Here is a 23,488-nt window from a genome sequence, read left to right as displayed (position 1 = left end):
CCAATTTAACTACCATGTTGATGTATACGACTGAATACCAAGAGAGAATCAGATTTTGTTTTTGCAAACCTACAAAAGATAAAACCGCAAAAGAGATCACTCCCTTTCGCGGCCCTAACTACAACCCGACTAGGTCTTCTGACCATTCAATCGAGGGTTTAAGTACTGACTTTGGAGCAACTGTAGCCCTTTACCGACCAGAACAATCACTACCGCGCCAATCAGGACAGGCGTGAAGAGAAAACTCCATCCCTGCCCAGACGCCATGATCAAAATTGGATTTGCACCCGCAGGTGGATGAGTGGTCTTCGTAATCAGCATCGCAGAAACACCTAGCCCCGTCGCAATCGCGAGCGTGACCGGCGTGACGTCAACATACTGGCTAAACGCAATACCGATAGATGCCGTGATGAAGTGACCAATGATCACGTTTTTTGGTTGAGCGAGAGGGCTGCTAGACACCCCAAACACCAGTACTGCGGTAGCACCAAATGGTGCCATCAGGAGTACAACCTCCGTCAGTGATACCTCAGCGTAGGACAATACGCCAATAGCCAACGTAGCGCCAAGCCCGGCAACCAACGATAAAATTAAATTATTCATAAACACCTCAAAGTAGACCGAATTGTCTACAAAATAAAATAGACAAATCTGTCTACCTTTGTCAATATGTGTTTATGGAACTTTTTGAGGACGTAGTTATGAACAAAAAGAAACAGTTATTGATCGACACAGCTTTGTCACTGTTTTATAAACAAGGCATCAACTCTATTGGCATCAATGAAGTCCTCAATGTTTCCGGCGTGGCTAAACGCACGCTATATAACCATTTTGAGAGCAAAGAAGCGCTTATCATCGCCGCATTAGAACAACGCCACCAAGTATTTATGGAATGGTTGGAGGAAAAGCTTTCTTCAGCACAAACGTGCGCGGAGGTGATCGATCAGTTATTTACAGCACTCAACGGCTGGTTTCATGGCTCTGAAGAAAAGTTGGGCGAGTTTCGCGGTTGCTTTTTCATCAATACGTCCGCGGAATTCAGTGACGACAGTGGCGAGATCGCAACGTATTGCCGCTACCATAAGCAGCAAGTCAGAGAGCTAATTCAACACTATCTCAAATCAGACAACGCTGCATTACTCGATGCCATTTGCATCATGAAAGAGGGCGCGATCACTACCGCTTACATGACGAAAGAGTACGACAACATCACGAAGAAATGCGTGACCATTTTGCACAAGCTTTAATGCGTTCAGGTATAGTCATTTGCGGATTAAGTATGCAAACCAAAGGCACCAATCGGTGCCTTTCGTTTTAGTTAGTGAGTGTACTTACAGCTCGTGCTCGGTACGAGCAATGATATCGTCTTGAGCATCTGGTGATAGCGCGGTGAAGAAGGCTGAGTAGCCTGCAACTCGCACAACCAGATCACGATATTGTTCAGGGTTCTTCTTCGCTGCTAGCAAGGTCTCGCGAGAGACGATGTTGTACTGAACATGCCAGCCTTTGTGGTGGTTGAAGAAGGTGCGAATCAACATAGAAAGCTTGAGCTTGTCCCCTTCAGACTCAACTGCTGCCGGGCTTAACTTCTGGTTAAGCAGCACGCCACCAAGGATCTTATTCGCTTGAATCTTACCAACCGAGTTGTACACTGCCGTTGGACCTAAACGGTCTGAGCCAGATGACGGGCTTGCACCTTCTGCCAATGGCGTTTTCGCTTTACGACCATCTGGCGTTGCCATGGTTGAAGCACCGAATGGGACGTTTGCCGAGATACTTGATGTACCTGCGTAGTAACCGCCGCCAATTGGACCACGCCCATGACGCGTATTAACGAACTGCTCTAGCTCATCAATGTACACTTGGTAAGCGTCTGCCAATAGTTGGTCTACCGCGTCATCATCGTTACCGTATTTTGGTGCAAAGTTGATAAGACGTTGGCGAAGCTGTTCGTTCTCCATGCCATCGAAATCTTCTGCCAATGCTTTTGCTAGCTGTTGTTGTGAGATAAGGGGCTGAGTAATTTGCGCATCATCGAAAACAAGGTGTTTGATTGCTGCTAGGCTATTACCTAAGTTTGCGATACCGACTTGCAAACCAGATACCCAGTCGTATTTCGCGCCGCCTTCTTTCACGGTTTTACCGCGAGCCAAACAGTCATCCACCAGCGTTGAACAGAAAATATCTTGTGCTTGCTGTTCAAGCACGCTGTCAACTACGGTATCAATCTCAATCGATTTACGGGTGTAGTAGCGGATTTGCTCTGCCCAAGAAGCCGTCACTTGCTCAAAGTTCTCAAAGTTGCCTTTTGCCAATGACTTATCGTGCGGCAAGAAAGCTTTACCCGTTGTTGCATCCACACCTTCGTTCAATGAAGCGAGCAGGATACGAGCGAAGTTAATAAAGCTCATGCCCGTACAACGGTAACCCCATTTGCCCGGAACCGCCGTCTCGATACAGCCGATAGATGCGTAGTTGTAAGCGTCTTCTTTCTCTACACCAAGCTTGATGAATTCAGGAATAACAATCTCATCGTTGTTGAACGCTGGCATACCGAAGCCGCATTTAATCACTTCGATACAGCCCATTAAGAACTCTTGGTTCAAACCTTCGTGGTAACGCACACTCAGGTTAGGTTGCGTTGAACGTAACTGACCACAAGATTCCAGAATCGCCCAAGAAAGGGGATTCACTGCGTCTTCAGGCTCACCCTTTTCATTCAACTTCTGACCGCCGATACACACGTTTTGATACAGCGGAGAACCAGCCGATGCTTTCGAGTGTGCACCAGAGCGAATCTTGTTTACTTCAAGCAACTTCAACCAACAGCTTTGTAGCAACTCTAACGCGAAGTCTTTCTCAATTGTGCCGTTTTCGATATCACGAACATAAAATTCGTTTAGGAACTGGTCCATACGACCGAAAGAAACCGAGTGACCATTCGATTCGATTTGTAGCATCAACTGAACGAAGTAGCTCAACTGCAATGCTTGCCAGAAGTTTTCTGGTGCGTGGCTTGCTACATGACGACAGTTTGCCGCAATGCTTTCTAACTCAGCTTTGCGCAGCGGGCGCGTCTCTTCTAACGCCATTTTTGCTGCTAATTCAGCGTAGCTCACCATGTGATCTTGAATGGCAAGCAGTACGATTTCGACTGATTTATAGAACTGCTCTTTCTTCAAGCCTTCAAAGGTCGAAACATCATTGTTAGCACGGTGCTGACGAACATCCTCTAATAAGCCGTTCATGCCTAGCTTCAAGATTTTCTCGTTATCCACCGCAAGGTGCGCGTCACCCGAAGTCATATTGCCTTCAGCTTTAATGATGGTGCTGGCTAAGATATCTTGCTGCTCATCAGTAAACAAACCATAACAACGGTCTTGAACGGTTTTGCCACGCCAGTACGGTGTGATGCTGTGGATGCTTTGCTTATCTTCTTCAGTGACCGCAAAGCCTGCACCAGGACGGTCGGCTAGCTCATCAATTTCCGCTTCAATCCAACGTACTGTGTATTCAGGGAAAATAGGTGCAGCGCGCACTTTGCTCGCTTGGTTACCGACGATCAATTCATCGTGTTTAATCCAAATAGTACGAGTGCGTAAGTGCTCTTGCAGCGCCAGCGCACGTTGGACAATTACAGGTTTGTCTTCGTTTGCTTGATAAGCACGAGTGTATGCCTCTGCACGCTCGGTACAGACAGGTGGCGTTACGATATTTACCAGTGCCGATTTGTGCGCTTTGATACGCTCAGGAAGGTAATTCAGGTCCATAGTTAACCTCTTACAATCACGTTAAGTTGGGTGTTTTCGCTTGCGTATTGCATGGCGCTTTCTAGCAGTTCTGGTTTGTTTAATGGCTTGTCAGAACACTTGTAAGGCATATCGAGCAAACGGTATTTATTGATGCCGAGCGTGTGGTACGGCAGCAAGTGAAGTTCTTGGCAGCTTTCTAGTGAAGCCGCAAAATCGATGATGTCTTTCAACTCTTCGATGGTGTCATTGAACCTCGGCACAACGGGAACGCGAATCACAATGCGTTTCGCGATAGGTGCCAGTTTTCGGAAATTGTCTTTGATGCGTTTTAGTGAACCTTTCGCCCAGCTAAGAAACTTTTCTTCATCGGTATGTTTTAAATCCGCCAACCAGCAATCAATATGCGGCGCGACTTTTTCGACGTTCTTCCACGGCACATGCATGCACGATTCAATAGCGGTAGAGACTTGGTTGTCATGCAGACGCTGTGCGAGTTCTGCTACCAAATCCGCTTGCATGAGTGGCTCACCACCGGAGAAAGTCACGCCACCTTGGCTTTGGTCATAGAAAGGTTTGTCTTTCATTAAGGTGTCGAACAGCATGTCTGATTTTGCCTCTTCACCGCAGACGGTCAGTGCTTGCGTAGGACAGACGTTTCGCAGCGCGATCAGTTGGTCTTCTTTGATGGCTTTGCGATTGATGATGATTTGGTTGTCGATACGTTGAATACCATCACCCACCGTTTCGCTACCCGCTGTGGGTTGAGTTGTGGCTTGATAAGCAGAAACGCACAGCTGGCAACCTTCCATACAGCTTCGCTGATCAAATAAGAGTGAATGCTTTTCGCTGCGACTTTCTGGGTTTTGACACCAAGGGCAAGACAAGCTGCATCCTTTGAGAAAAAGAATGGAACGAATGCCATCGCCATCATGGGTAGAGAATCGTTGAATATTGAAATACATCTCTGCTTGCCTCTTGGTCTGTGCTACCGCTGTGTACTTAATCCGTTTCTTGCTGGTTAAGTCTTATCAGCGGCTTTTCTTTGTTCGAACTGAAAGCTTCATTTGAGCGTTTACAAGTTTCACTTAACTTTCATTTGATGAAATCATTACAGTTTCAAATGAAATTTCAATTGATCGAAATCAAGATCTCGTTCGATTGTCAGATCTATAGTGATCCCATCATCAAAACGAAGATTTTGTTTAAGGTAGAAACCATGATTGAACTTTATTTAGATACTGCTGATGTGGCAGAAGTAAAACGCTTTAACCAGTGCCTACCGCTAAAAGGCGTGACGACAAACCCAAGCATTTTGGCGAAGTCAAAACAGGGGCTGAATGAAACCCTAGCAGGCATGCAAGAAGCACTTGGCGGTACACCTCGCTTTCACGCTCAAGTCGTGAGTTCAACCGTCGAAGGCATGGTGGCAGAAGCACGCCAACTGAATGAATTGCCTTACGATATGGTGGTAAAAGTGCCAGCAACAGAAACCGGCTTAGCAGCAATTAAGCTAATGAAAAAAGAGGGAATTCAGATTCTTGCTACTGCTATCTATTCAGCTCAACAAGGGTTCCTTGCAGCACTGTGCGGTGCAGACTACCTAGCACCTTACGTAAACCGCATTGATGCGATGAACGGCAACGGTGTTGAAGTGGTTGCGGATCTTCAATTGTTGCTCGATCAAAACCAACTACCAGCGAAGATTTTGGCAGCCAGCTTCAAGAACACTCAACAAGCGATGGAGGTGATGAAACTGGGCATCGAAGCCATTACATTGCCAACCGATGTGGCAGCGCAAATGTTCGCTCACCCAGCAGTAAAACCTGCGGTTGAACAGTTCGATAAAGACTGGAAAGAGACGTTCGGCGAGAAACTTTCATTTGAAAGCTAATTAAAAGTAAGAACTCAATATCTTAGTCAATAATAAGGGAATCTTAACTCACCCTGTGCGCCGGTGAGTTTGAGATTCCCTTTTGTATTTCATATAAAGAGGCGAGGTTTACAGCAGCTCTCTATTGGTCAGTGACCAAAGGTACACGCGCTTGAGTAAACTGATTTTGAGCCTCTTACGAGTACCTCGTTTGGAATGTCGAAGTTGGTTTGGTAGCACAATAGCTTTCATCTCGGTTTTCATTTCTTTTCCATCCACCAACACAGTAGACCTCCGATGCAGTAAGCCAGCATGTCTTTCCAATCAAATGTGGCGCCCAAAATCACTGCCAGAGGCGATGAAGATTCGATACCAAGCCAAGCTGCAACCTGTAACAATTGCCCTAACTCAACAGCAAACGCAATCAACACCACCAATGAAACCAGCCAGTTAACGGGCATAGAGAACATACTTGCAAGAAAGTAGTAGAGCCAAACCACAACGAGAACATCACCAAATGTCGGGCGAATAAAGTTGTCTCGAACATAGAGTGCAATAACGACCAATGCGATAAAACACACCAAGCTTTTCAGTCCATTTTTTGCAGAAAATCGCAGGTAGATAGCGGACGTCTCTTCCACCATATCGCTTGGCTGACCAGCAAGAGCGACTCGTTTAAACATCTTCACGATTCGCCTTTGCACTTTCTTCTGCTTTCTTATTTCGTGCGTACCAGTCGATGTTGCGTGTAATGACCATAGTGAAGCTCAAAATCGCAAAACACAGTAATGTCCCCATGACCAATGCGTAACTCTCTGCTTGTAGCAAGCCAAACAGTAATCCGTAGAGAGTGAGCAAACACGCTCCGAATATCGCGCCGTGCTTGGTGTTGCTCAACATACCGCTCACGTACACACTTAAAAGCCCCGTCGATGCAACTGCTGACACCACATACGCCCAGTTAAAGCCGAGGTGTTCACTCATCGAAATCAGCAACAGATAGAAAAGTGCTAAAGCCAGACCAATAAAGCCGTATTGCACAGGGTGCACCGGACGCGCTTGGAACAACTCCAGTAAGAAGAAACTCGCAAATACTAATGTGATAACCAACAGTGAATAGTTCACAGCTCGGTGAGACTTCAAATAGTGATCAACGGGGTCAATCAAATCTACGCCCATTTGTCGCTGTTCAAGCTCGTGACAAGCGTGATTCGATGACAAACAGCTTTGGAACAGCTGCGCGATATTGGTTGAGAAGTTGTTGCTCGCCCATTGCGCGTTAAATCCATCTTCAGATACTTCTGATGACACCGGTAAGTAATCACCGATAAAGCTTGGATGCGCCCATGTTGAAGAGAGCTCCACTGTTGTTTGACTGCCAATTGGTGTGACTTGAAGCTGTCCCATCCCTTGTAGCAAGAAGTTAAGATCGAATACCAAAGGTTTTGCTGGGTTTAGGTCTGCAAGTGTCAGATCACTGTGGAAGCCTTGTGGTAACTGATTTAACCCCGTTCCCGGTGCGACTTCGATATCAGAGCTCGCCATGGTCATGTCATCCAAACGAATCAATCCACGGCTGTCTTCAATGCCAACGACTAGGCTCATGTTGTCAATATCAAGCCCCTGCAACGCCGCGAGTTCGTCTGCATCAAAAGTGCCTTTCAGTGCCACTTGTGCTTTGTATAAACGCGCGCGGTAAATGCCTCGGTACTTTTCAAAACTGTCCAGATTCGCGCTCATATCAAAAGTGCTAGGTAAAAGAAATTTACGACGCTCTTTAATCTGTACTTTGTCATCTCGGTAACTGGTTTCGGTGTAATTAACCATGATGAATGGACCAATGATGCGCTGTTCGCCGCTGCTGCTGCGTGCGATGTCGTTTCTGACTTCATCTTGGCGATATGAGCGTTCTGAGATCAGCCCTGTGACCATTGAAAGCGGGATTTGCAGTAAGACAAACAAAAACAGCACGAAGGCGAACTTCGTGCCGAGTTGGTTATTGAGGATCTTTTTCATGTTTCATTCTCCATTTGCTGATGGGAGTAATCTAAATCAGCAATTTGGAGAACGAATGGAGCTAATGTGGAGTTTCTATGGAGTTGGTAAAATCAGGGTCACTTTCACGCCAGCATCGACGTTTTCGACTTGCAACTGACCTTTGTGCAGCTTGATCACTTGCTCAACAAAATTAAGCCCGAGCCCAGTGCTCTTAACACCATTTTCCCGAGCGAGGGAGTAGAAGCGCTCGGTTAAACGAGGCATTGCATAGTCGGGAATGTGAGGACCTGAATTGAAAATCGACAGGCACACCTTTTCTTTCGTGACCTCAGTTTTCCATTCAATGCATCCCTCTGAATGAACAAAATCCAGCGCATTGTCCATCAGGTTAAAAACGGCTTGTTTCAGTAAGAAGGCATCACCAAGTACGGAGAGATGGTCATCAATTTGGATTTTGGCAGTGACCGACTTAGCACTCAAACGCGCATCCGCCGACTCAACCACTTCATTGACCATTTGTTCTAGCGAGATAGCTTCGACTTGCTCTAGCTCAGGGCGCTTTTCAAGACGAGCAAGTTCTAGCAACTTATCAATCAATGACTGCATGCGATCGCTCTCTCGCTCAATGTTGCCAGCAAAGCGCGCGACCTTTTCTTCAGGCAACGGCATTTGCAATATTTCACTCGCGCCTTTGATCGCTGATAACGGACTTTTCAGCTCATGAGTCAGCGTCTGTACGTACTCTTCCACATACTGCTTACCATCGAGCTGATTGCGCATTTTCTCTAATGCATCACTTAGCGTGCCGTACTCATAAAAGATACGAAATGTCGGCTTAGAGACCTTTTCACCTTCACCCATTTTGGTCGCGTAGTCTTCTAGCTTGTTCAGTGCTGAGTGAATTCGCCAAGCAAACAATGCCCCTGCCAATAGCACTAAACCACTCATCCACACCATCCAAAACAGCACATTGCGTTTAGAAAGATCGATGAAGGGTTGTACTGAGCGATTGGATTTTGCCACCGTCACGCTGCCAATGATTTCACCTTTGTGGTAAATGGGCGCAGCCACGTGCATAACGGTTGAGAGCGGATCTTTCGGGTCTTCGATGGTACTGCGCGCGCCGTATTGACCACGCAACGTGAGATATACATCGTTCCATTGCGAGTAGTCTTTGCCTACGTCTTGCTGCCAAGAATCCGCAATCACAATGCCTTGTTTATCGGTAATGTAAATTCGATGGTTAATCGCTTTTTTGCCAATTTCCCAAATGCGCGCTTGAGGCTCTCGCTGCCCATAAGCCGCTAGTAGTTTGGAGAAGCGACTTTCAGACAACTTTCCGTTCGCAACATCTTCTTCTGCCAATACTGCAAGCAAGTTCGCCATATCCACCAGCGTCTCTTCGGTGGTTTGACGCACGGTTGGCTTAAGTTCTTGGACGACCGTTTTGCTCACCATGTAAGCCGTCATTCCGACTAAGATGAAGTAGAGAAAAAACAGTCTGAGTCCAAGAGGGATCTTCGGCCAGCGATTCATCATTCACCTTTAATGCAGTAAAAGTAACCAAAGCCACGCTTGGTACAGATGCGTTCAGACATCTCAAACGGCTTCAACTTATGGCGAATGGCTTTGATGTGGGTATCAATATTGCGCTCGTACGCAGCTTCCGGCGCCATGTCAGCAGCGACCATAAGTTGCTCTCGGCTCAATACATTGGAAGAGACAGAAATCAGTTTATCGAGAATCTTAAATTCGACCGCAGTTAACCCAAGCATTTGCCCGCCAACACCGTAGTCGAAGTTCTGCGCAACTAAATCATGGTTCAAATGAGGTTGTTCTGGAACAGCTACAGGCTCTGGTTTGTCCTCCATCATTGGCGCTTTAGCTTTGATTCGAAGTTTAATGCGAGCCAACATTTCGCGCGGGCTAAATGGCTTAGTCACGTAATCATCCGCGCCAATTTCCAAACCGACTACGCGATCAATTTCATCGCTTCTTGCGGTGAGAAAGATTATGGGAATATCAGAAAACTCACGGATGGTTTTGCATAATTCAAAACCATTGCCATCCGGTAAGCCTACGTCTAAGACAAGTAACGCTGCGGAGTTGTGCTGCAAAAAAGCTAAGCCCTCTCCTGCTGTTGTAAACCACTCTGCGTGGTAGCCATCCATCTCTAATACATGAATCAGGTTCTCTGCGATAGCAGATTCATCCTCGATAATAAGGACGGTGGGTTGTTCGCTCAATGTCTTAGCCTCATTGACGGTGTTTATCTTTATGTTGGTATTATCACTTAATTTGGGGCCAAGGCTAGTGGATTGATGCAGCAAAGGCGCAGTTCGTGGATAATACTAATCAAACACACTTCTATTCAGCATAATAAATTTATCACTTAGATTAATGAGTCACCACAATTGTGAATACAATGATTTCAACCATTGATATGAACAGTGTTCATTTTAAACTCAAGTTATCAATTCGATTTTATTTAAAGGACAGTCACTGATGAAAAGAGCGCTAATCCCCCTGGCTTTACTGACTTTGCTCTCAGGTTGCGCCAGCATGTCTCCGGATGAGTGCAAAACGGCGAACTGGTACAACGTAGGTTATCAAGATGGCCGAGACGGCAACGATCCAAACATTATCAATAGCTATACCGAAGACTGTGGTGAAGCGGGTGTGACACCCGACCGAGCGAAATGGAAAGAAGGCTTTGATAAAGGCACTATCCAATATTGCTCACCAGACAATGGGTACACTGTCGGTATCGAAGGCAAAGAATATTACGGTGTATGCAGCAGCAAAGAGTTTATTGAGAACTACCAGTTAGGTCATCAAGAATATCAACGCCAGCAACGCATCCAACAAATCGATACTGAAATCTCGGTCATCGATAATCAGCTTGATGGCAATCCAGACAAAGATAATGCCAAGAGACTGAAAGAGAAGAGAAAGCGATTGGCTGACGAGCGTTCAAGCCTCTTGTCGCCAACCATCAACTTGAATCTGAATTTCTAAATCGATTGGATTTAGCTTCTAAAAATTCATGGCCCTAACTCAGTTCTAGGGTCATGAATTGACTGTTCGGATCGAGTTCGTAATCCCCGAACGGCTCGCAGTACACAAAGCCATGCTTTTCATACAACAGGCGCGCTGGTTTAAAAAACTCCATCGAGCCCGTTTCTAAACTCAAGCGCTGCAAACCTTTTTGCTTCGCTTGCTCAATCACATGAATCAATAATTGAGATGCCACACCTTGGTTTCTTGCCGTAGGCGTGGTGCGCATGGATTTCAGCTCCGCGTGTTGGTCATCCAACTCTTTAATCGCCGCACACCCAAGCAGTTGCTCACCTTTCCATCCGGTCCAAAACGTCACTTCTGGCGCTTTGAGCTTATCTAAATCTAACGCATGCACGCTTTCTGCGTGGTGACGTGGCGTACATGTCCTGTAAATGTCCTTCCAACAGCGCTATCACTTGCGACCGTTCTAAATTGTCGATTTCAATCCTCATCTTTCCATCCTTGGTTTTTCCTAGCTAAAGCGGCTGTCTCATAATGTGTTGCGGTCCAACGGGGCCACCGTGGTAAAGCTCATTGGTATCTTCAAACCCTGCTTTTAAATAGCACTGATAAGCGGGTATGTTGCGGCAATTCACAGTGAGATAAAGCGCATCAAACTCGGGATAATGGCGTTTGGCGAAATCGGCAAACTGTTGAATGGCTTGCTTGGCGATGCCTTTGCCTTGATGACGGTGATCCACCAGCAAAGCACGTACGCCTAAACTGTTTTTCGGGCAAAAATCGTATTTCTCGCTGTAAGCAGCATCAAATAGAAAAAAGCCAACCACGTCATCGTCTGCCAAAATCAGATGCGGAAGCTCTGTGGGTTCAAGACGTGTAAGCATTTCACCCACATCCGCGACCGTAAACTGCGATTGCTCTTCTAGAACGCTAAGTTCGCAAGTTTGTTCATGTCGCTCAGGCGAATACTTTTCAATAGTAATCATAATCTTCCTTGTTGTTTTTATGCTCAATTCATACAGGGTATGTCGTAAATAGAAATACCTAGTGTCGTATTTCCCACTCGCAGGCAAACGTTTAGCACTCTATTATCCTCGCCATTCGATAGAGAGGTTTCCATGTCCCGTTTTTTACTTTGCAGTTTTGCACTCGTCTTACTCTACCCTACTGCCATTGATTTGTATCTTGTTGGTTTGCCTCAAATTGCGTCAGATCTCAACGCCAGTGAATCTCAGTTGCATATTGCGTTTTCGATCTATTTAGCTGGCATGGCTACGACGATGTTATTCGCGGGGAAAATTGCAGACTCTGTGGGACGAAAGCCTGTTGCCGTCGGCGGCGCGATGATCTTCGTGCTCGCGTCTTTTCTCGGCGGAATGGCTGAGCAACCAAACGCTTTCTTGATTGCTCGCTTTTGCCAAGGCATCGGTGCTGGATCTTGCTATGTCGTCGCGTTCGCGATTTTACGCGACACGTTAGACGATGAACGCCGCGCGAAAGTATTGTCGATGCTCAATGGCATCACCTGTACCATTCCAGTGATCGCACCCGTGATTGGTCACTTGATTATGCTGAAATTTCCTTGGCCGAGTTTGTTTACCACGATGGCAGGAATGGGCATTCTCGTCAGTGTATTGGCCATTTTTGTTCTCAAGGAATCACTACCCAGCCAACAAGGTGAAGAACAGACAACGCCAGAGAGCCATCAAGAGACTTTCTTCGAGCGATTTTTTATCAGTAGGCTGATCATTACTGCACTGGGAGTGACCACCATCCTGACCTTTGTTAACGCTTCACCAATTGTTGTGATGAGTATGCTTGGTTTTGATCGCGGTGGCTATTCTTCCATCATGGCGGGGACTGCGACGATCAGTATGTTGATTTCGTTCTCGGCGCCATTGGCATTGGGGATTTTCAAGCAGCGAACCTTAATGATGAGCTCTCAAGTATTGCTCGTTTGTTCAGCCATCGTGCTCAGTGCAGCCCATTTCCATGATGGACAACCTTTTTACTATGTGTTCGGACTTGGGCTGATTTGCGCAGGCTTCGCTTGTGGCTTTGGCTTGGCCATGAGCCAAGCGCTCAGCCCATTCTCTCAACAAGCTGGCGTGGCGAGCTCGTTACTGGGCATTGCTCAAGTTTGTAGTTCCGCGTTCTATATTTGGTTTATGGGTTTCATCGGCGTTACTGCACTGAATATGTTGGTGTTTATCTTAGTGCTAGGTAGCGTCATCAGCCTTGCTCTAATACTATTGATTCCAAAGCCTGTTCACGATACCCATTATGAAGAAATCCCTAGCGCGACTTGATTTAAACTTACTGTTCACTCTGCAATTATTGTTGCAAGAGCAAAGCGTCTCGAAAGCCTCGAAAAAGCTGAACGTTACGCCCTCTACCGTAAGTAAGTCGCTCAACAAACTTCGTCATTGGTTCGATGATCCTTTGTTTGTCAAAACACCTAAAGGTCTTGCGCCAACGCCTTTGGCACAAAGCATGGAGCAAGATCTTGCAGAATGGCTGCAAATTGGCAGCCAGATTGCAGAAAAACGCAGCGATATTACGCCTAAAGGAGTGCGTTTTGATATCACGATTGAGTCGCCATTAGTGCTCACAGTGCTGGACAGACTCATCGTCGCTATCCACCAGCGATACCCTGAAGCGAAAGTAAAAACCAGTAACTGGGATTACGATTCACGCGACGCCATCATTCGAGGCGAGGCGGATATCGGTTTTACCGGCCGAGAAAGTCACCCGAGATCGAAAGAGTCGTTGGATCTTCTGCCGTATTTCTTGGATTTTGAGATTCTATTTTTTGACCTGCCGATGGTGTATTTACATAAAGATCATCCGGCATTACAGCAAGAGTGGAATCTCGAGACCTTTCTGAGCTACCAACACATCAATATTGTTTGGGAAAAAAGTGAAACTTGGGCGTTGGATGAAGTATTAGCGGAACTAGGGCTACAGCGCTCTATCGGGCTGACGATGTCCAACTTTGAGCAATCCCTTTTTATGGCAGCGCAGCCGACGCATGACATGATCACCACCGCGCCGCACTATTGCAAAAGTTACACAGAAAAGCTGCATCTCGATTTAGTGTGCTTGCCAATTCCATTAGACCAAGCTCAACAAGACAAGTTACTGATTCCATTTACCATGATTTGGCATAAACGCAATGCGTACAATCCCAAATTGCTATGGTTGAAAAACACCATTAAGTCATTGTACAAACAACCTTCCCAACCACAGTAAGACTCAGGCTAAGGTCAGGTTTTCTCTGGTTATTTTTAATGACTTTCTTGCTCTGATAGCTATAACTAATCACTTTATCAACTAATAAAAATGTTCTTTTGGATCTACACTAGCTGTTCATTTACACGCTAAGGATCAAGGATGTCGACCTTTTTACTCACTGCCATTGCAATGCTGGCGTTCGCTGCCAATTCATTATTGTGTCGAATTGCCTTGGCAGAAGGGTTAATTGATGCAGGAAGCTTCACGCTCGTTCGATTGATATCTGGCGCGATTACCTTAATCGCAATGCTTGTCGTGAGAGGCCAGTGGAAAACCGATCGGCCAACTTCTCGCTTTCGCTTTTTTGCTGGCGTGGCGTTATTTGGTTACGCTGCCCTTTTCTCTTTCGCGTACTTACAACTGGCGACAGGAACCGGTGCTTTGCTTTTGTTTGGTGCCGTGCAACTTACATTACTGGCGATCTATTGGTGGCAAGGTGAGCGCTTTCAGTTTCTCGAAATCATCGGTATCGGCCTTTCAATTGTTGGGTTTGTTTGGTTGATGTTGCCATCTGCCACGCGCCCCGATATTAGCTCTGCACTTCTCATGTTGATTTCTGGCGTTTGTTGGGCTGCGTTTACTGCGCTCGGTAAACAAGCGCCTTCTCCAAGTAGTGGCATCACGTGGGGATTCATCGCTGCATCAATAATTGGCGTGCTCCTTTCGCCATTAATCTTGTCCTCAATCCACCTTTCTTTGAGCGGAGTGTTGCTCGCTATCGCATCTGGTGCCATTGCCTCTGGCCTTGGTTATACGCTTTGGTACCAAGTCGTACGTAAGCTCTCTTTGCTTCAAGCCGCCGTCAGCCAACTTTCCGTGCCAGCCATTGCTTTGCTACTCGGCAGCATCGTACTCCACGAGCCTCTTTCACTGCATATTCTTTTAACCAGCGGCATCATTCTTGGTGGGATCGCTTTGGTTTTTTTATCTCGATCCAAAAAAACAAACGAACAATCGGCAAGCCGATAAAAAGTAATAACTTTCCCTCTCAAGTACCCATTCATCATCTATGCTTTTTAAAGCAGTAAAGCTCATTGCAGATGGTACAAGTGGTCTGCTTTGGTACCAGGCGAAGAATATAAGGTGAGAATTGGCTCACACAATGCAGCGATTTTGTTTCAAAAGTGAGAATCATCACAGATCGCGAATTTGCTCGTTTTAGGCGTTTCACCAATAACGCCAAGGGCTAGCACGAGATCAAGCCAAATACGCACTTTTTGTTTTGACAAAGGGTTTACAAAGCACACTTTTTCACCCGCTATATTCCGCCCCCCGAATTTATTCAGAACAAGATTCTGATTATTCATATAAGAAATTCATCAACTTATAACGATAAGCCTGAGCAAACTTTGACACTATGAACGACAAAATAAAATTCGCTATTAAAGTATCGCTTAGCCTAACTCTGGCTTATCTGATCCCGTTTGCCATGGGTTGGCCGCAAGCATCGACGGCCGCAACCACAGTGATGCTGATTGCATCCACAGGCAGTCGTCGTGAATCCCTCGCCAAAGGTACCTTACGCGTGTTAGGTACATTGGTTGGTGCCGTGGTTGGCTTGTTACTGGTGGGGTTGTTTGCTCAAGACCGCTTGCTGTACATGCTGAGCGTGTCGGTTGTGGTCTCATTCATTTTTTACTTCCGTAAAGCCTATCAAAAAGATCCAACGCTACTCATGCTGACCGGCGTGATGACACTGATGATGTCCAATGGCGGTGACGCAGAAGGTGCGTTTCTTTATGGCGTTGACCGCGCCTACATGACGGTGTTTGGGGTGGTGGTTTACACACTCGTGGGGACTTTCTTATTCCCGACCAAAACAGAACAAAACCTAAGACAGCTCATCGAACAACTCAACCAAGCACAACGCGCGCTGTTCACCGCTATCTTGCAAAATTTCGAGCAAAAATCGGCAGGGCAAGTCTCTACTCAAGAAGAGGGAAAAGAAAATCCAGAAGCAGGAGAGCCACAACCTAGCGTGGATTCTCTTATCGAACAGATGTTTGCCGCCCAAAATGCGCTCGAACAGCGCTTTGCTACGGTCAGTGTGGAATGCAGTGAAGTGTCGGCCTACATGAAAGAGTGGCGCTTGGCGGTTCATTTGAACAAGCAGGTAACGCAACAATTGACCGTTGCGGCGCACAGCCACTTTAGCCACCAGCAAGACCGTGAAAGCATCAGCAACTTTGATCAAGCCGTTGCGGAAATTGACGCGCTATTTGATACCTGCCAACAAGTCTGGGACGAAAAAGAGCCCGCTTTTCGTGTTCAGGAATTCAAAGTCAAATACAACCAAGCGTTGCTAGAAGACGCAACTCACCTAGAGAAAGGCTCTGCGCTTACGCTTGGTCACCTATTGGAACTGATGCATCAAAACTTGTCGCGTTTAGCGGAGAGCATTAGCTGTATTGACTCTGTGACGAACAATGTCTCCTTTGACGTGCCACTGCCGAAACCGAAAGGCAAGTTTCTATGGTGGGACGCAGAAAACTTTAAAACCGCGGTCAAAACCTTTGTCACTTATTGGGTTGCTGGACTGATTTGGATTTATTTCAATCCACCAGGCGGCTATTCATTCGTGGTCTTCTCGACCATGTTTATGTCTTTGCTGTCGTTCGTGCCTGTGCACCCAATTTTGTTGCTTGTGCTGTTCACTTTCGGCTTCTTGTTCGCGGTGCCTTCTTACGTCTTCATTCTTCCGCAATTGGATCTCGGGTTAGAACTTGGCCTGTTCATCTTTATCTACACCTTTATCGGTTTTTATCTGTTTAACGGGCCAGTGACGATTTTCTACATGGTGGGCTTGTTTGTTCTCGGTTTAGATAACAACATGTTCTATCACTTCGGGATCCTCATGACGATCATACTGTTGTTCTACATGGTGGTGTTCATGATTATTTTCGCGCACTACTTCCCGTTTAGCTCACGACCAGAACACCTCTTTTTGACCATAAAAGAACGCTACTTCCGACATACCCGAGAGCTGTTCACTACCTATCAACAGCAGTCCAGCTCGGTTATTACGCCGCTCAAACGGGCCTTGCACTTGGTGACGCTCAATGTCTCATCGAAAAAGCTCAAAGTCTGGGGTTCGAAAATCAACCACAAACACTTTGATAAAACCACGCCAGAAGCGATTGGCGCGTTTAGCAAAGCGTGTGATGTACTCAGTAATCACATCAACATCTTAATGGCCGCCGAGAAAAAGTTGATGGCCAATCCGCTGATTACTCAGCTTCGTCAACAACACCGCGATTCCATCATTCCTTTGATGGCAGGCGCTTTAGCCAGCCATCAAGCAACACAAGAACTCGACTCCGTATTCGACCAATACAGTCAGGATTACCAAACATTCGAAGATAAACTGGAAGATTTTTTTAGTGAGTTGGATTTATCTGACTACGCTTATTCAGAGATAGCCGGTTTTTATATCTTGCTGAATTTAAAACGGAACGTGTTCGAAGCAATCAAGCATTGCAAGCAAACCTACGAGGATATCGATTGGGTGAACTTACAACAGAAGCGTTTTTAAAGGTGGGGATATGATGCTTCCAAAACTAACCAAACCAAGCCTCGCCATACTTTCTTTGCTCGGACTCAGTGCGTGTACCACGGTAGGACCAGATTATGTTCATCCAAAGCAGGCGCCACTGCCAAGTGACTGGTCGGTGCAAAAAGCAGCCAAAGATACGCAGCAATCAGAGCAACAGCTACAACAATGGTGGCAGCAATTTAATGACTCGACTCTTAATCAGCTGGTTGAGTTGGCGAGCAAACAAAACCTCGATTTAGAAGCCGCAGGGCTACGAATTGTACAAGCACGTTCATTGCTTGGTATTTCGACTGGCTTGCAATACCCACAAGTTCAAACCGTGTCAGGAAACCTAGCGCGTGCCTACGTAAATGATCAGGGCGTGAATAACGCCACTTTGTCGTTTGATGCTGCTTGGGAAATGGATGTTTGGGGCAAGTATGCTCGCGGTATTGAGTCGGCAGAAGCGGGTTACTACGCATCCATCGCATCGTATCACGACATCATGGTTACCATAACCGCCGAAGTGGCGCGCAATTACATCAACTATCGCACATTCCAAGAACGTATTTTGCTGTCTCGCCGCAATATCGAGATTCAAGAGCGTGTCGTACGTATTACTCAGGTGCAGTTCGACTCTGGCAACGTTACAGAATTGGACGTTCAACAAGCTAAAAACCAACTCTACACCACCAAAGCAGCGCTACCGAGCCTCGAAGTGGCAATGAAGCAATCACGTACTGTGTTGGCTTTGCTACTGGGTCTGTTACCAGAAGAAGTAGATGGACTGCTACAGTCGGATGGGATGCACAAGCAAATCGCTGAGTACGAAGCCCAGTTCAAATCAACGGGCAGAAAATCGGCGCTATCGGGCACCGACGAGCGCTCCATTGTGCCACGTCCACCGCTTTTGGATACGCAAGTGGATGCTAACTTAGTGATGCGACGTCCGGATTTGCAAGTCTCTGAGATGCAAGCTCGCGCGCAAAGTGCGCAGATTGGCGTGGCAGAAACCGCTCTGTACCCAAGCTTTTCGTTGTTCGGTTCCATCGGTATCGACAGTACGGTTCCCGATGGCAGCAGTTTCAGTTTTAGCGATTCGCTCACCATGGTGGTTGGCCCAACGTTCAGTTGGAACATTTTCCAATACGGACGCGTGAAAAATAACATTCGTTTCGAAGATGCTCGCTTCCAAGAAACGCTGACGAACTACAACAAAAAGGTACTGCAAGCCGTTAATGAAGTCACCAATGCAATCGAAGCATATGACCTGTATTTGCAGCAAAAAGATTTACGCTTGCAATCGGTCAACTCTTCCATTCGTGCGTTCAACATATCCATGACACAGTACGAAAACGGACAAATTTCATTCGAACGTCTGCTTAACTCGGTAGAAAAAATGACCCGCGCAGAAGACAGCTACGCAACGATCAAAGGTAATGTTGCGAACCAAGTTGTCGCGCTCTACAAAGCCCTCGGTGGAGGCTGGCAAACCCAAACAGGCAAACCTTTCATCAGTGAATCGATTGCCACGCAGATGACAGAGCGCACTGACTGGGGAAGTTATTTAAATGAAGAAAACCGCGTATTGCCGCCTTTGCGACTCGAAACTCCGGCTGAGACCAGTGATGAAAACAAAACGGAGGATCGGTAATGCCTCATGAACTCTCTTGGGGAGACGTTTACTTTTCTCCTACGCTACTCGTGCTCTTTCTCGCCGTCACGGCCACGTGGATAACGGTGATGATATTGAACAAGACACGTTTGTCTCGCTTCATCGCTTTTCCGTCTCTGACGTTTATTGCCATCATGGTCGGTTATGTGGTGGCCATCAACAGCTTTTATATTCAATTTTAGGTGCCAAACAAGATGAAAAAACTATTCGTAATCGCACTCAATCTTGTCATTCTTGGTGGCGCAGCTTGGCTCGGCTATCAAAAGTTTGAGGAATACTTTAATAACCCATGGACACGAGATGGGCAAGTGCGTGCTAACGTCATCAAAGTGGCTCCTCGCGTATCAGGCCCAATTGTAAATGTCGCGGTGCAAGACAACCAAGAAGTAAAAACGGGGGATTTACTGTTTGAAATCGACCCTGCGACTTACCAGGTTGCGTTATCTCAAGCCGAAGTAGCACTGGAGCGCTCCATTGTTAGCTCTCGCGGTAAAAAAATCGAATATGACCGCTTAAAAGACATTCGTGCCAAAGACCGTGGCGCAGTTTCGCACAAGGATCTGATTCGTCGTGAAATCGCTTACGAAGAATCGCTACTGCAAATCAAATCTGCAGAAGAGCAACTAAGATCAGCACGCCTTAATCTCAGCTTTACCAAAGTTTATGCGACCGTCGATGGTTTTGTATCTAACCTCGATATTAGAAACGGTACGCAAGCGGTCGCAAACCAACCACTGCTCGCACTGATCGACAAAAACAGCTTTTGGGTATTTGGTTTCTTCCGTGAAAATCAACTTGCGCAAATCGAACCTGGCAGCCAAGCGCGTGTCACTTTGATGTCACACCCAGACACGCCAATTGACGCGACGGTTGACTCGATTGGTTGGGGTATTGCGCCCAAAGACGGCACGGTCGGCTACAACCTTCTTCCAAACGTAAACCCTGTTTTTCAGTGGATTCGCTTAGCACAACGTATTCCGGTGCGAATCTCCCTACAAGAACTTCCTGAAGATGTTGATCTTCGATTCGGGCTTTCTGCGTCCATCATGGTGATGAAAGAGTCATCCGCAGAAAGTGAACAATAACTAAGTGAGAAGAGCCATGGTCATTGGTAAAAACCTCAAAAACATTAATGAAGAAAACAACTTCTTCTATCTAACCTTAGCGCTAGTGATTTTGTTGCTAGGGAGTGCGATGGCACAAGTCGTAGGTGAAGGGACGATTGAACACATACTTCAGGCTTTCACGGTTCTGACGTTTATCGTCTGTTTTGCGAGCCTTCGCTTTGACAAAACCTGGTCTCGTTTCCTCTATAGCCTGTTTGGTGTTTGGGTTCTTGTGATTGTGATCAAGACCGTTTTCAACATCAGAGAGATGAATGTGGTGATGCTTGCCCTCACCTTTGCGTTCTTTTTCGGCACTTTTAAATCCATCGCAAGACAGATTCTTTTCACCGGCCATGTCAACAGCAACAAAGTCATTGGCTCGGTAGCGCTTTTCTTGCTACTTGGTCTGATGTGGGCGATTGCCTACCTCATTCTGCTTGAGTTTTCGCCTGAAGCCTTTACCGGTATGGAAGCGATTTCTTGGGGGCAGAACTTCTCCAATGCAGCGTATTTCAGTTTCGTTACCTTAACCACGCTCGGTTATGGCGACATTAGTCCTCTAACACCACTGGCTCAAGTCGTGGTGTATTTAGAGGCCATCACAGGTGTTTTTTATATGGCGATTGTTGTTTCAAGTCTCGTCAGTTCTAACATTGATCATCAGGTAAACAAAAATGGATAAACAATCGGTAAAAATCGACAGTAAGCTTTTCATCAGTAATATGGTGGAATCAGCAATACGCATTGGCTTGATCTTTGTCTTGCTGATGTTTACGTACGACATCATCAAACCCTTCATACTTCCGGTTATTTGGGGCGCTATTATAGCCGTCGCTTTAATGCCGCTTACCCAAAAATTGCAGCGTGTATATGGTGGTCGCAGAGGTCTGGCAGCCACAACCATTGCTTTACTTGGTATTGCCCTCCTTGTCACGCCACTTGTTATGGTATCAGGCTCCATTGTGGATGGTGCAACGCACGCGCTTGAAGTACTACAAAATGGTCAAGTGAAAATACCAGGGCCAAAACCTTCCGTAGCGGATTGGCCTATCGTGGGTGATAAGCTCTACGAAGTGTGGACCCTATTCGCTACTAATCTTGAGCAAGCGATTCAAACCTTTATGCCACAAATAAAGGCAGGACTCACATCTTTACTGGGTACACTGGGGGGCGTATTGGGAAGTTTACTGCTTTCAATCTTGTCACTTGCGATTGCAGCAGGTTTCATGACGTACTCTGAATCTGCGGCATCAGGCCTAAGAACCATCGCGATTCGTACCGCTGGTGAAAACGCAAAAAGCTGGACCACGCTTATCGCAGCGACAATTAAAAGCGTACTGCTTGGCGTAGTCGGTGTAGCGGCGATTCAAGCACTGTTGATCGGTGCTGGTTTCTTCGTATTTGGCGTTCCGGCAGCAGGTTTACTCACACTGCTTCTAATGATCTTATGTATCGCTCAGCTCCCGGCGTTGCTCGCAGTGCTACCTGTGATTGGCTTCATGTACATGACCCAAGACACCTCAACAGCAACCATGTTTACTGTTTGGGTCGTAGTTGCGGCTCTTTCTGAAAACCTGTTCAAACCAATGTTAATGGGACGTGGCGTCGACGTGCCAATGCCTGTGATTCTGCTCGGTGCCATCGGTGGTATGCTTTTCTACGGCATCGTTGGTCTGTTCTTAGGTGCCGTTATCCTAGCAATTTGGTATGAGTTATTTGTTTGGTGGTTGAGCATTGAGAAAGCACAACAGCAAGAAGAAATGGCAGAACAACAAGACGCTTCTGATGACCAATCAGAACCTGGACACGGTGCTGGCATTTAATAAATCAATAAGTTAGAAAGAAATTTAATCTATAACTTATGATATCAAACCGCTGCATTTCAGCGGTTTGATTCTATTTGGATCACAGTTTCGTCGTAATAAATGCGATAAAAATGACGTTCTTGTTAAATTTTCATACTTATTACACTTGGGAGTTGCAATCGGGCAATGAACGATGCACTCTCGATGACCACTAATTTGCTTAGGATAAAAACAATGAAATTGATCAAGCCTTTAACTTGTGCGCTTGCTCTCGCAATGAGTGGCATGGCATTCGCAGATGTAACCGTGAGTGTTCCTGACAACGTTTCAGTATTGGCGGCTAACGGTGAAAAAGCAGATCTTTCGGGTGGTTTTTTCGCCTCTGAAAGAACACTGACGTTACCTGATGGCCTTAACCAAGTCGTATTTCGTTTCGCCCCTTACTTCAACCAAGGTAATGACCGTTTAAGTGTTGAAAGCGATGTTATCGTTACACGATTTGACGCGACCAATGCCGAACTCACTCTACAAATGCCAGAATACCGCAACCTACGTGATGCGGAAGAGAAGATCAAAGACTTAGATTGGAAACTGGTTGATGATTCAGGCAACGCAATCGCGGTTGACCAGGACAAGTTGCTCAAACCGGGTATGCAAATCGGTCGTGATTACGTACGTGAAATCGAAGATTATAACCAAGCTGGCGGTGCAGCAGCCGTGGCTTTTGCTGGCGCAGCGACCATGCAGCCAGTCACGCTTCCTGCAAAGGTTCCTGCGGATATGAAGCAAGTGAGAGCAACTGCGGTTAAAGCGGATTCGACAGCTGAAGAGATGCTGCACTTCTGGTACCAAAAAGCAGACGCAGAAACCAAAGCTCGCTTTAAGAAATATGTTAATCAACAGTAAATCTGGTTAACTTTATCGATATTAAAAAAGCCACTTCACGTGGCTTTTTCGATCAAAAAATTAGGAAACTTGGACAACTTTAGTATTGGCGATCAAGTCATGCAACAAACGTCGCTCCGGATGAAAGAACAACAATGCCAAATTTACCAACGGGATCCCCGGAATGAGCATCTCCAGTAAGTAGCTAATAACAAGCCTTAACCCTGCTGTAACTTTCGTTGCCTTACTATCATTTTTCATTACAACTTTAATACCAATCATGCGCATACCAATGGTTTGCCCATGACTCAATGCATTCCAGTTGATCATTAAAACCGTTGGTAAAGAAAGCAAGTAAAACGCCTGAGTTTCACGAACAAGCGTGAGGTTATCTGCTAAAGAGAGCTGAAAGTCGTTAAGAAAAGAGTTAATACTCAATGCGATGATTAACACGACCACCATCGTAAAGAGCAGGTCGATAAAACCAGCAATGATTCTCTGTTGCTTGCTCGCGATAAAAGCATACATGGACTTCAGTCACCTCAATGTA

Annotated in this window: 22 protein-coding genes and 1 pseudogene; 13 read left to right on the top strand and 10 right to left on the bottom strand. The window is 46.2% G+C overall.

Features of this window, described 5'->3' with window-relative positions; translation table 11 throughout:
* Positions 1-129 precede the first annotated feature (129 nt).
* Positions 130-603, bottom strand: coding sequence for an HPP family protein (locus J4N40_RS23345; protein ID WP_115386814.1), 474 nt, complete (start codon positions 601-603; stop codon positions 130-132).
* Between the two features lie 98 nt (positions 604-701).
* Here J4N40_RS23345 and J4N40_RS23340 point away from each other — a divergent pair, with 98 nt between their 5' ends.
* Positions 702-1,247 carry a TetR/AcrR family transcriptional regulator gene (locus tag J4N40_RS23340; protein ID WP_115386815.1) on the top strand — a complete coding sequence of 182 codons (546 nt, stop codon included), beginning with the start codon at positions 702-704 and terminating at the stop codon, positions 1,245-1,247.
* 84 nt (positions 1,248-1,331) lie between these two features.
* On the opposite strand, the gene J4N40_RS23335 is transcribed toward J4N40_RS23340, so the two are convergent.
* Both J4N40_RS23335 and J4N40_RS23330 read right to left on the bottom strand, forming a co-directional pair.
* Positions 1,332-3,770 carry a formate C-acetyltransferase/glycerol dehydratase family glycyl radical enzyme gene (locus J4N40_RS23335; RefSeq protein ID WP_250654552.1) on the bottom strand — a complete coding sequence of 813 codons (2,439 nt, stop codon included), beginning with the start codon at positions 3,768-3,770 and terminating at the stop codon, positions 1,332-1,334.
* Between the two features lie 2 nt (positions 3,771-3,772).
* Positions 3,773-4,714, bottom strand: a complete 942-nt coding sequence (locus tag J4N40_RS23330; protein ID WP_213895956.1) for a glycyl-radical enzyme activating protein — start codon at positions 4,712-4,714, stop codon at positions 3,773-3,775.
* A gap of 254 nt (positions 4,715-4,968) precedes the next feature.
* Between J4N40_RS23330 and J4N40_RS23325 the strand changes: the two genes are divergently transcribed.
* Entirely contained in the window at positions 4,969-5,643 is a 675-nt protein-coding gene (locus J4N40_RS23325; protein ID WP_115386941.1) for a fructose-6-phosphate aldolase, read from the top strand.
* Between the two features lie 239 nt (positions 5,644-5,882).
* Here the strand turns inward: J4N40_RS23325 and J4N40_RS23320 are convergent, their stop codons facing one another.
* The 4 genes from J4N40_RS23320 to J4N40_RS23305 all read right to left on the bottom strand — a co-directional run bounded on the left by J4N40_RS23320 (position 5,883) and on the right by J4N40_RS23305 (position 9,866).
* The gene (locus J4N40_RS23320) at positions 5,883-6,311 is read right to left on the bottom strand and encodes a ribosomal maturation YjgA family protein (RefSeq protein WP_115386818.1); all 429 of its coding nucleotides are present in this window, start codon (positions 6,309-6,311) and stop codon (positions 5,883-5,885) included.
* Positions 6,298-7,638, bottom strand: a complete 1,341-nt coding sequence (gene creD, locus J4N40_RS23315; protein WP_115386819.1) for a cell envelope integrity protein CreD — start codon at positions 7,636-7,638, stop codon at positions 6,298-6,300. Before creD ends, J4N40_RS23320 begins: the two co-directional genes overlap by 14 nt.
* 75 nt (positions 7,639-7,713) lie before the next feature.
* Positions 7,714-9,156 carry a two-component system sensor histidine kinase CreC gene (creC, locus tag J4N40_RS23310; RefSeq protein WP_115386820.1) on the bottom strand — a complete coding sequence of 481 codons (1,443 nt, stop codon included), beginning with the start codon at positions 9,154-9,156 and terminating at the stop codon, positions 7,714-7,716.
* Positions 9,156-9,866 (bottom strand): response regulator, encoded by a 711-nt coding sequence (locus J4N40_RS23305; RefSeq protein ID WP_053307945.1) that lies wholly within the window; start codon positions 9,864-9,866, stop codon positions 9,156-9,158. Before J4N40_RS23305 ends, creC begins: the two co-directional genes overlap by 1 nt.
* Before the next feature lie 259 nt (positions 9,867-10,125).
* On the opposite strand from J4N40_RS23305, the gene J4N40_RS23300 reads away from it, so the two are divergent.
* Complete coding sequence (locus J4N40_RS23300; RefSeq protein WP_005374970.1) at positions 10,126-10,638, top strand: DUF2799 domain-containing protein; 513 nt, start codon at positions 10,126-10,128, stop codon at positions 10,636-10,638.
* A gap of 34 nt (positions 10,639-10,672) precedes the next feature.
* Here J4N40_RS23300 and J4N40_RS23295 read toward each other — a convergent pair.
* Positions 10,673-11,132, bottom strand: a pseudogene (locus tag J4N40_RS23295) (GNAT family N-acetyltransferase).
* Positions 11,133-11,156: 24 nt separating this feature from the next.
* Positions 11,157-11,627 (bottom strand): GNAT family N-acetyltransferase, encoded by a 471-nt coding sequence (locus J4N40_RS23290; protein ID WP_158173246.1) that lies wholly within the window; start codon positions 11,625-11,627, stop codon positions 11,157-11,159.
* A 132-nt stretch (positions 11,628-11,759) separates the two neighbouring features.
* On the opposite strand from J4N40_RS23290, the gene J4N40_RS23285 reads away from it, so the two are divergent.
* The 10 genes from J4N40_RS23285 (at position 11,760) to J4N40_RS23240 (ending at position 22,959) form a co-directional block, all read left to right on the top strand.
* A complete protein-coding gene (locus J4N40_RS23285; protein ID WP_250654551.1) occupies positions 11,760-12,950 on the top strand; it encodes an MFS transporter in 1,191 nt (396 codons plus the stop codon).
* Complete coding sequence (gene yidZ, locus J4N40_RS23280) at positions 12,925-13,893, top strand: HTH-type transcriptional regulator YidZ (protein WP_085569398.1); 969 nt, start codon at positions 12,925-12,927, stop codon at positions 13,891-13,893. Before J4N40_RS23285 ends, yidZ begins: the two co-directional genes overlap by 26 nt.
* A gap of 141 nt (positions 13,894-14,034) precedes the next feature.
* Positions 14,035-14,904, top strand: a complete 870-nt coding sequence (locus J4N40_RS23275) for a DMT family transporter (RefSeq protein ID WP_250654550.1) — start codon at positions 14,035-14,037, stop codon at positions 14,902-14,904.
* A gap of 388 nt (positions 14,905-15,292) precedes the next feature.
* Positions 15,293-17,467: an FUSC family protein gene (locus J4N40_RS23270; protein ID WP_115386823.1), complete on the top strand. Its 2,175-nt coding sequence runs from the start codon at positions 15,293-15,295 to the stop codon at positions 17,465-17,467.
* A gap of 10 nt (positions 17,468-17,477) precedes the next feature.
* Positions 17,478-19,121 (top strand): TolC family protein, encoded by a 1,644-nt coding sequence (locus J4N40_RS23265; RefSeq protein ID WP_017820551.1) that lies wholly within the window; start codon positions 17,478-17,480, stop codon positions 19,119-19,121.
* Positions 19,121-19,324, top strand: a complete 204-nt coding sequence (locus J4N40_RS23260; RefSeq protein WP_250654549.1) for a DUF1656 domain-containing protein — start codon at positions 19,121-19,123, stop codon at positions 19,322-19,324. The genes J4N40_RS23265 and J4N40_RS23260 overlap by 1 nt, the downstream gene beginning before the upstream one ends.
* Positions 19,325-19,336: 12 nt before the next feature.
* On the top strand, positions 19,337-20,227 hold the full coding sequence (locus J4N40_RS23255) for an efflux RND transporter periplasmic adaptor subunit (RefSeq protein WP_213969268.1): 891 nt from the start codon (positions 19,337-19,339) through the stop codon (positions 20,225-20,227).
* Between the two features lie 16 nt (positions 20,228-20,243).
* Positions 20,244-20,930, top strand: coding sequence for a potassium channel family protein (locus J4N40_RS23250; RefSeq protein WP_047102392.1), 687 nt, complete (start codon positions 20,244-20,246; stop codon positions 20,928-20,930).
* Positions 20,923-22,071, top strand: a complete 1,149-nt coding sequence (locus J4N40_RS23245; RefSeq protein WP_005386936.1) for an AI-2E family transporter — start codon at positions 20,923-20,925, stop codon at positions 22,069-22,071. Before J4N40_RS23250 ends, J4N40_RS23245 begins: the two co-directional genes overlap by 8 nt.
* 216 nt (positions 22,072-22,287) lie before the next feature.
* Positions 22,288-22,959 carry a DUF2057 domain-containing protein gene (locus tag J4N40_RS23240; RefSeq protein WP_017634411.1) on the top strand — a complete coding sequence of 224 codons (672 nt, stop codon included), beginning with the start codon at positions 22,288-22,290 and terminating at the stop codon, positions 22,957-22,959.
* A 60-nt stretch (positions 22,960-23,019) separates the two neighbouring features.
* Here J4N40_RS23240 and J4N40_RS23235 read toward each other — a convergent pair whose 3' ends face one another.
* Positions 23,020-23,466, bottom strand: coding sequence for an RDD family protein (locus J4N40_RS23235; protein ID WP_025768614.1), 447 nt, complete (start codon positions 23,464-23,466; stop codon positions 23,020-23,022).
* Positions 23,467-23,488: the final 22 nt, after the last annotated feature.

Source organism: Vibrio sp. SCSIO 43097, from assembly GCF_023650755.1.
Taxonomy (GTDB): domain Bacteria; phylum Pseudomonadota; class Gammaproteobacteria; order Enterobacterales; family Vibrionaceae; genus Vibrio; species Vibrio alginolyticus.
The sequence above is the reverse complement of the archived record's forward strand: the minus strand, read 5'-3'. Positions and strand labels throughout refer to the sequence as shown.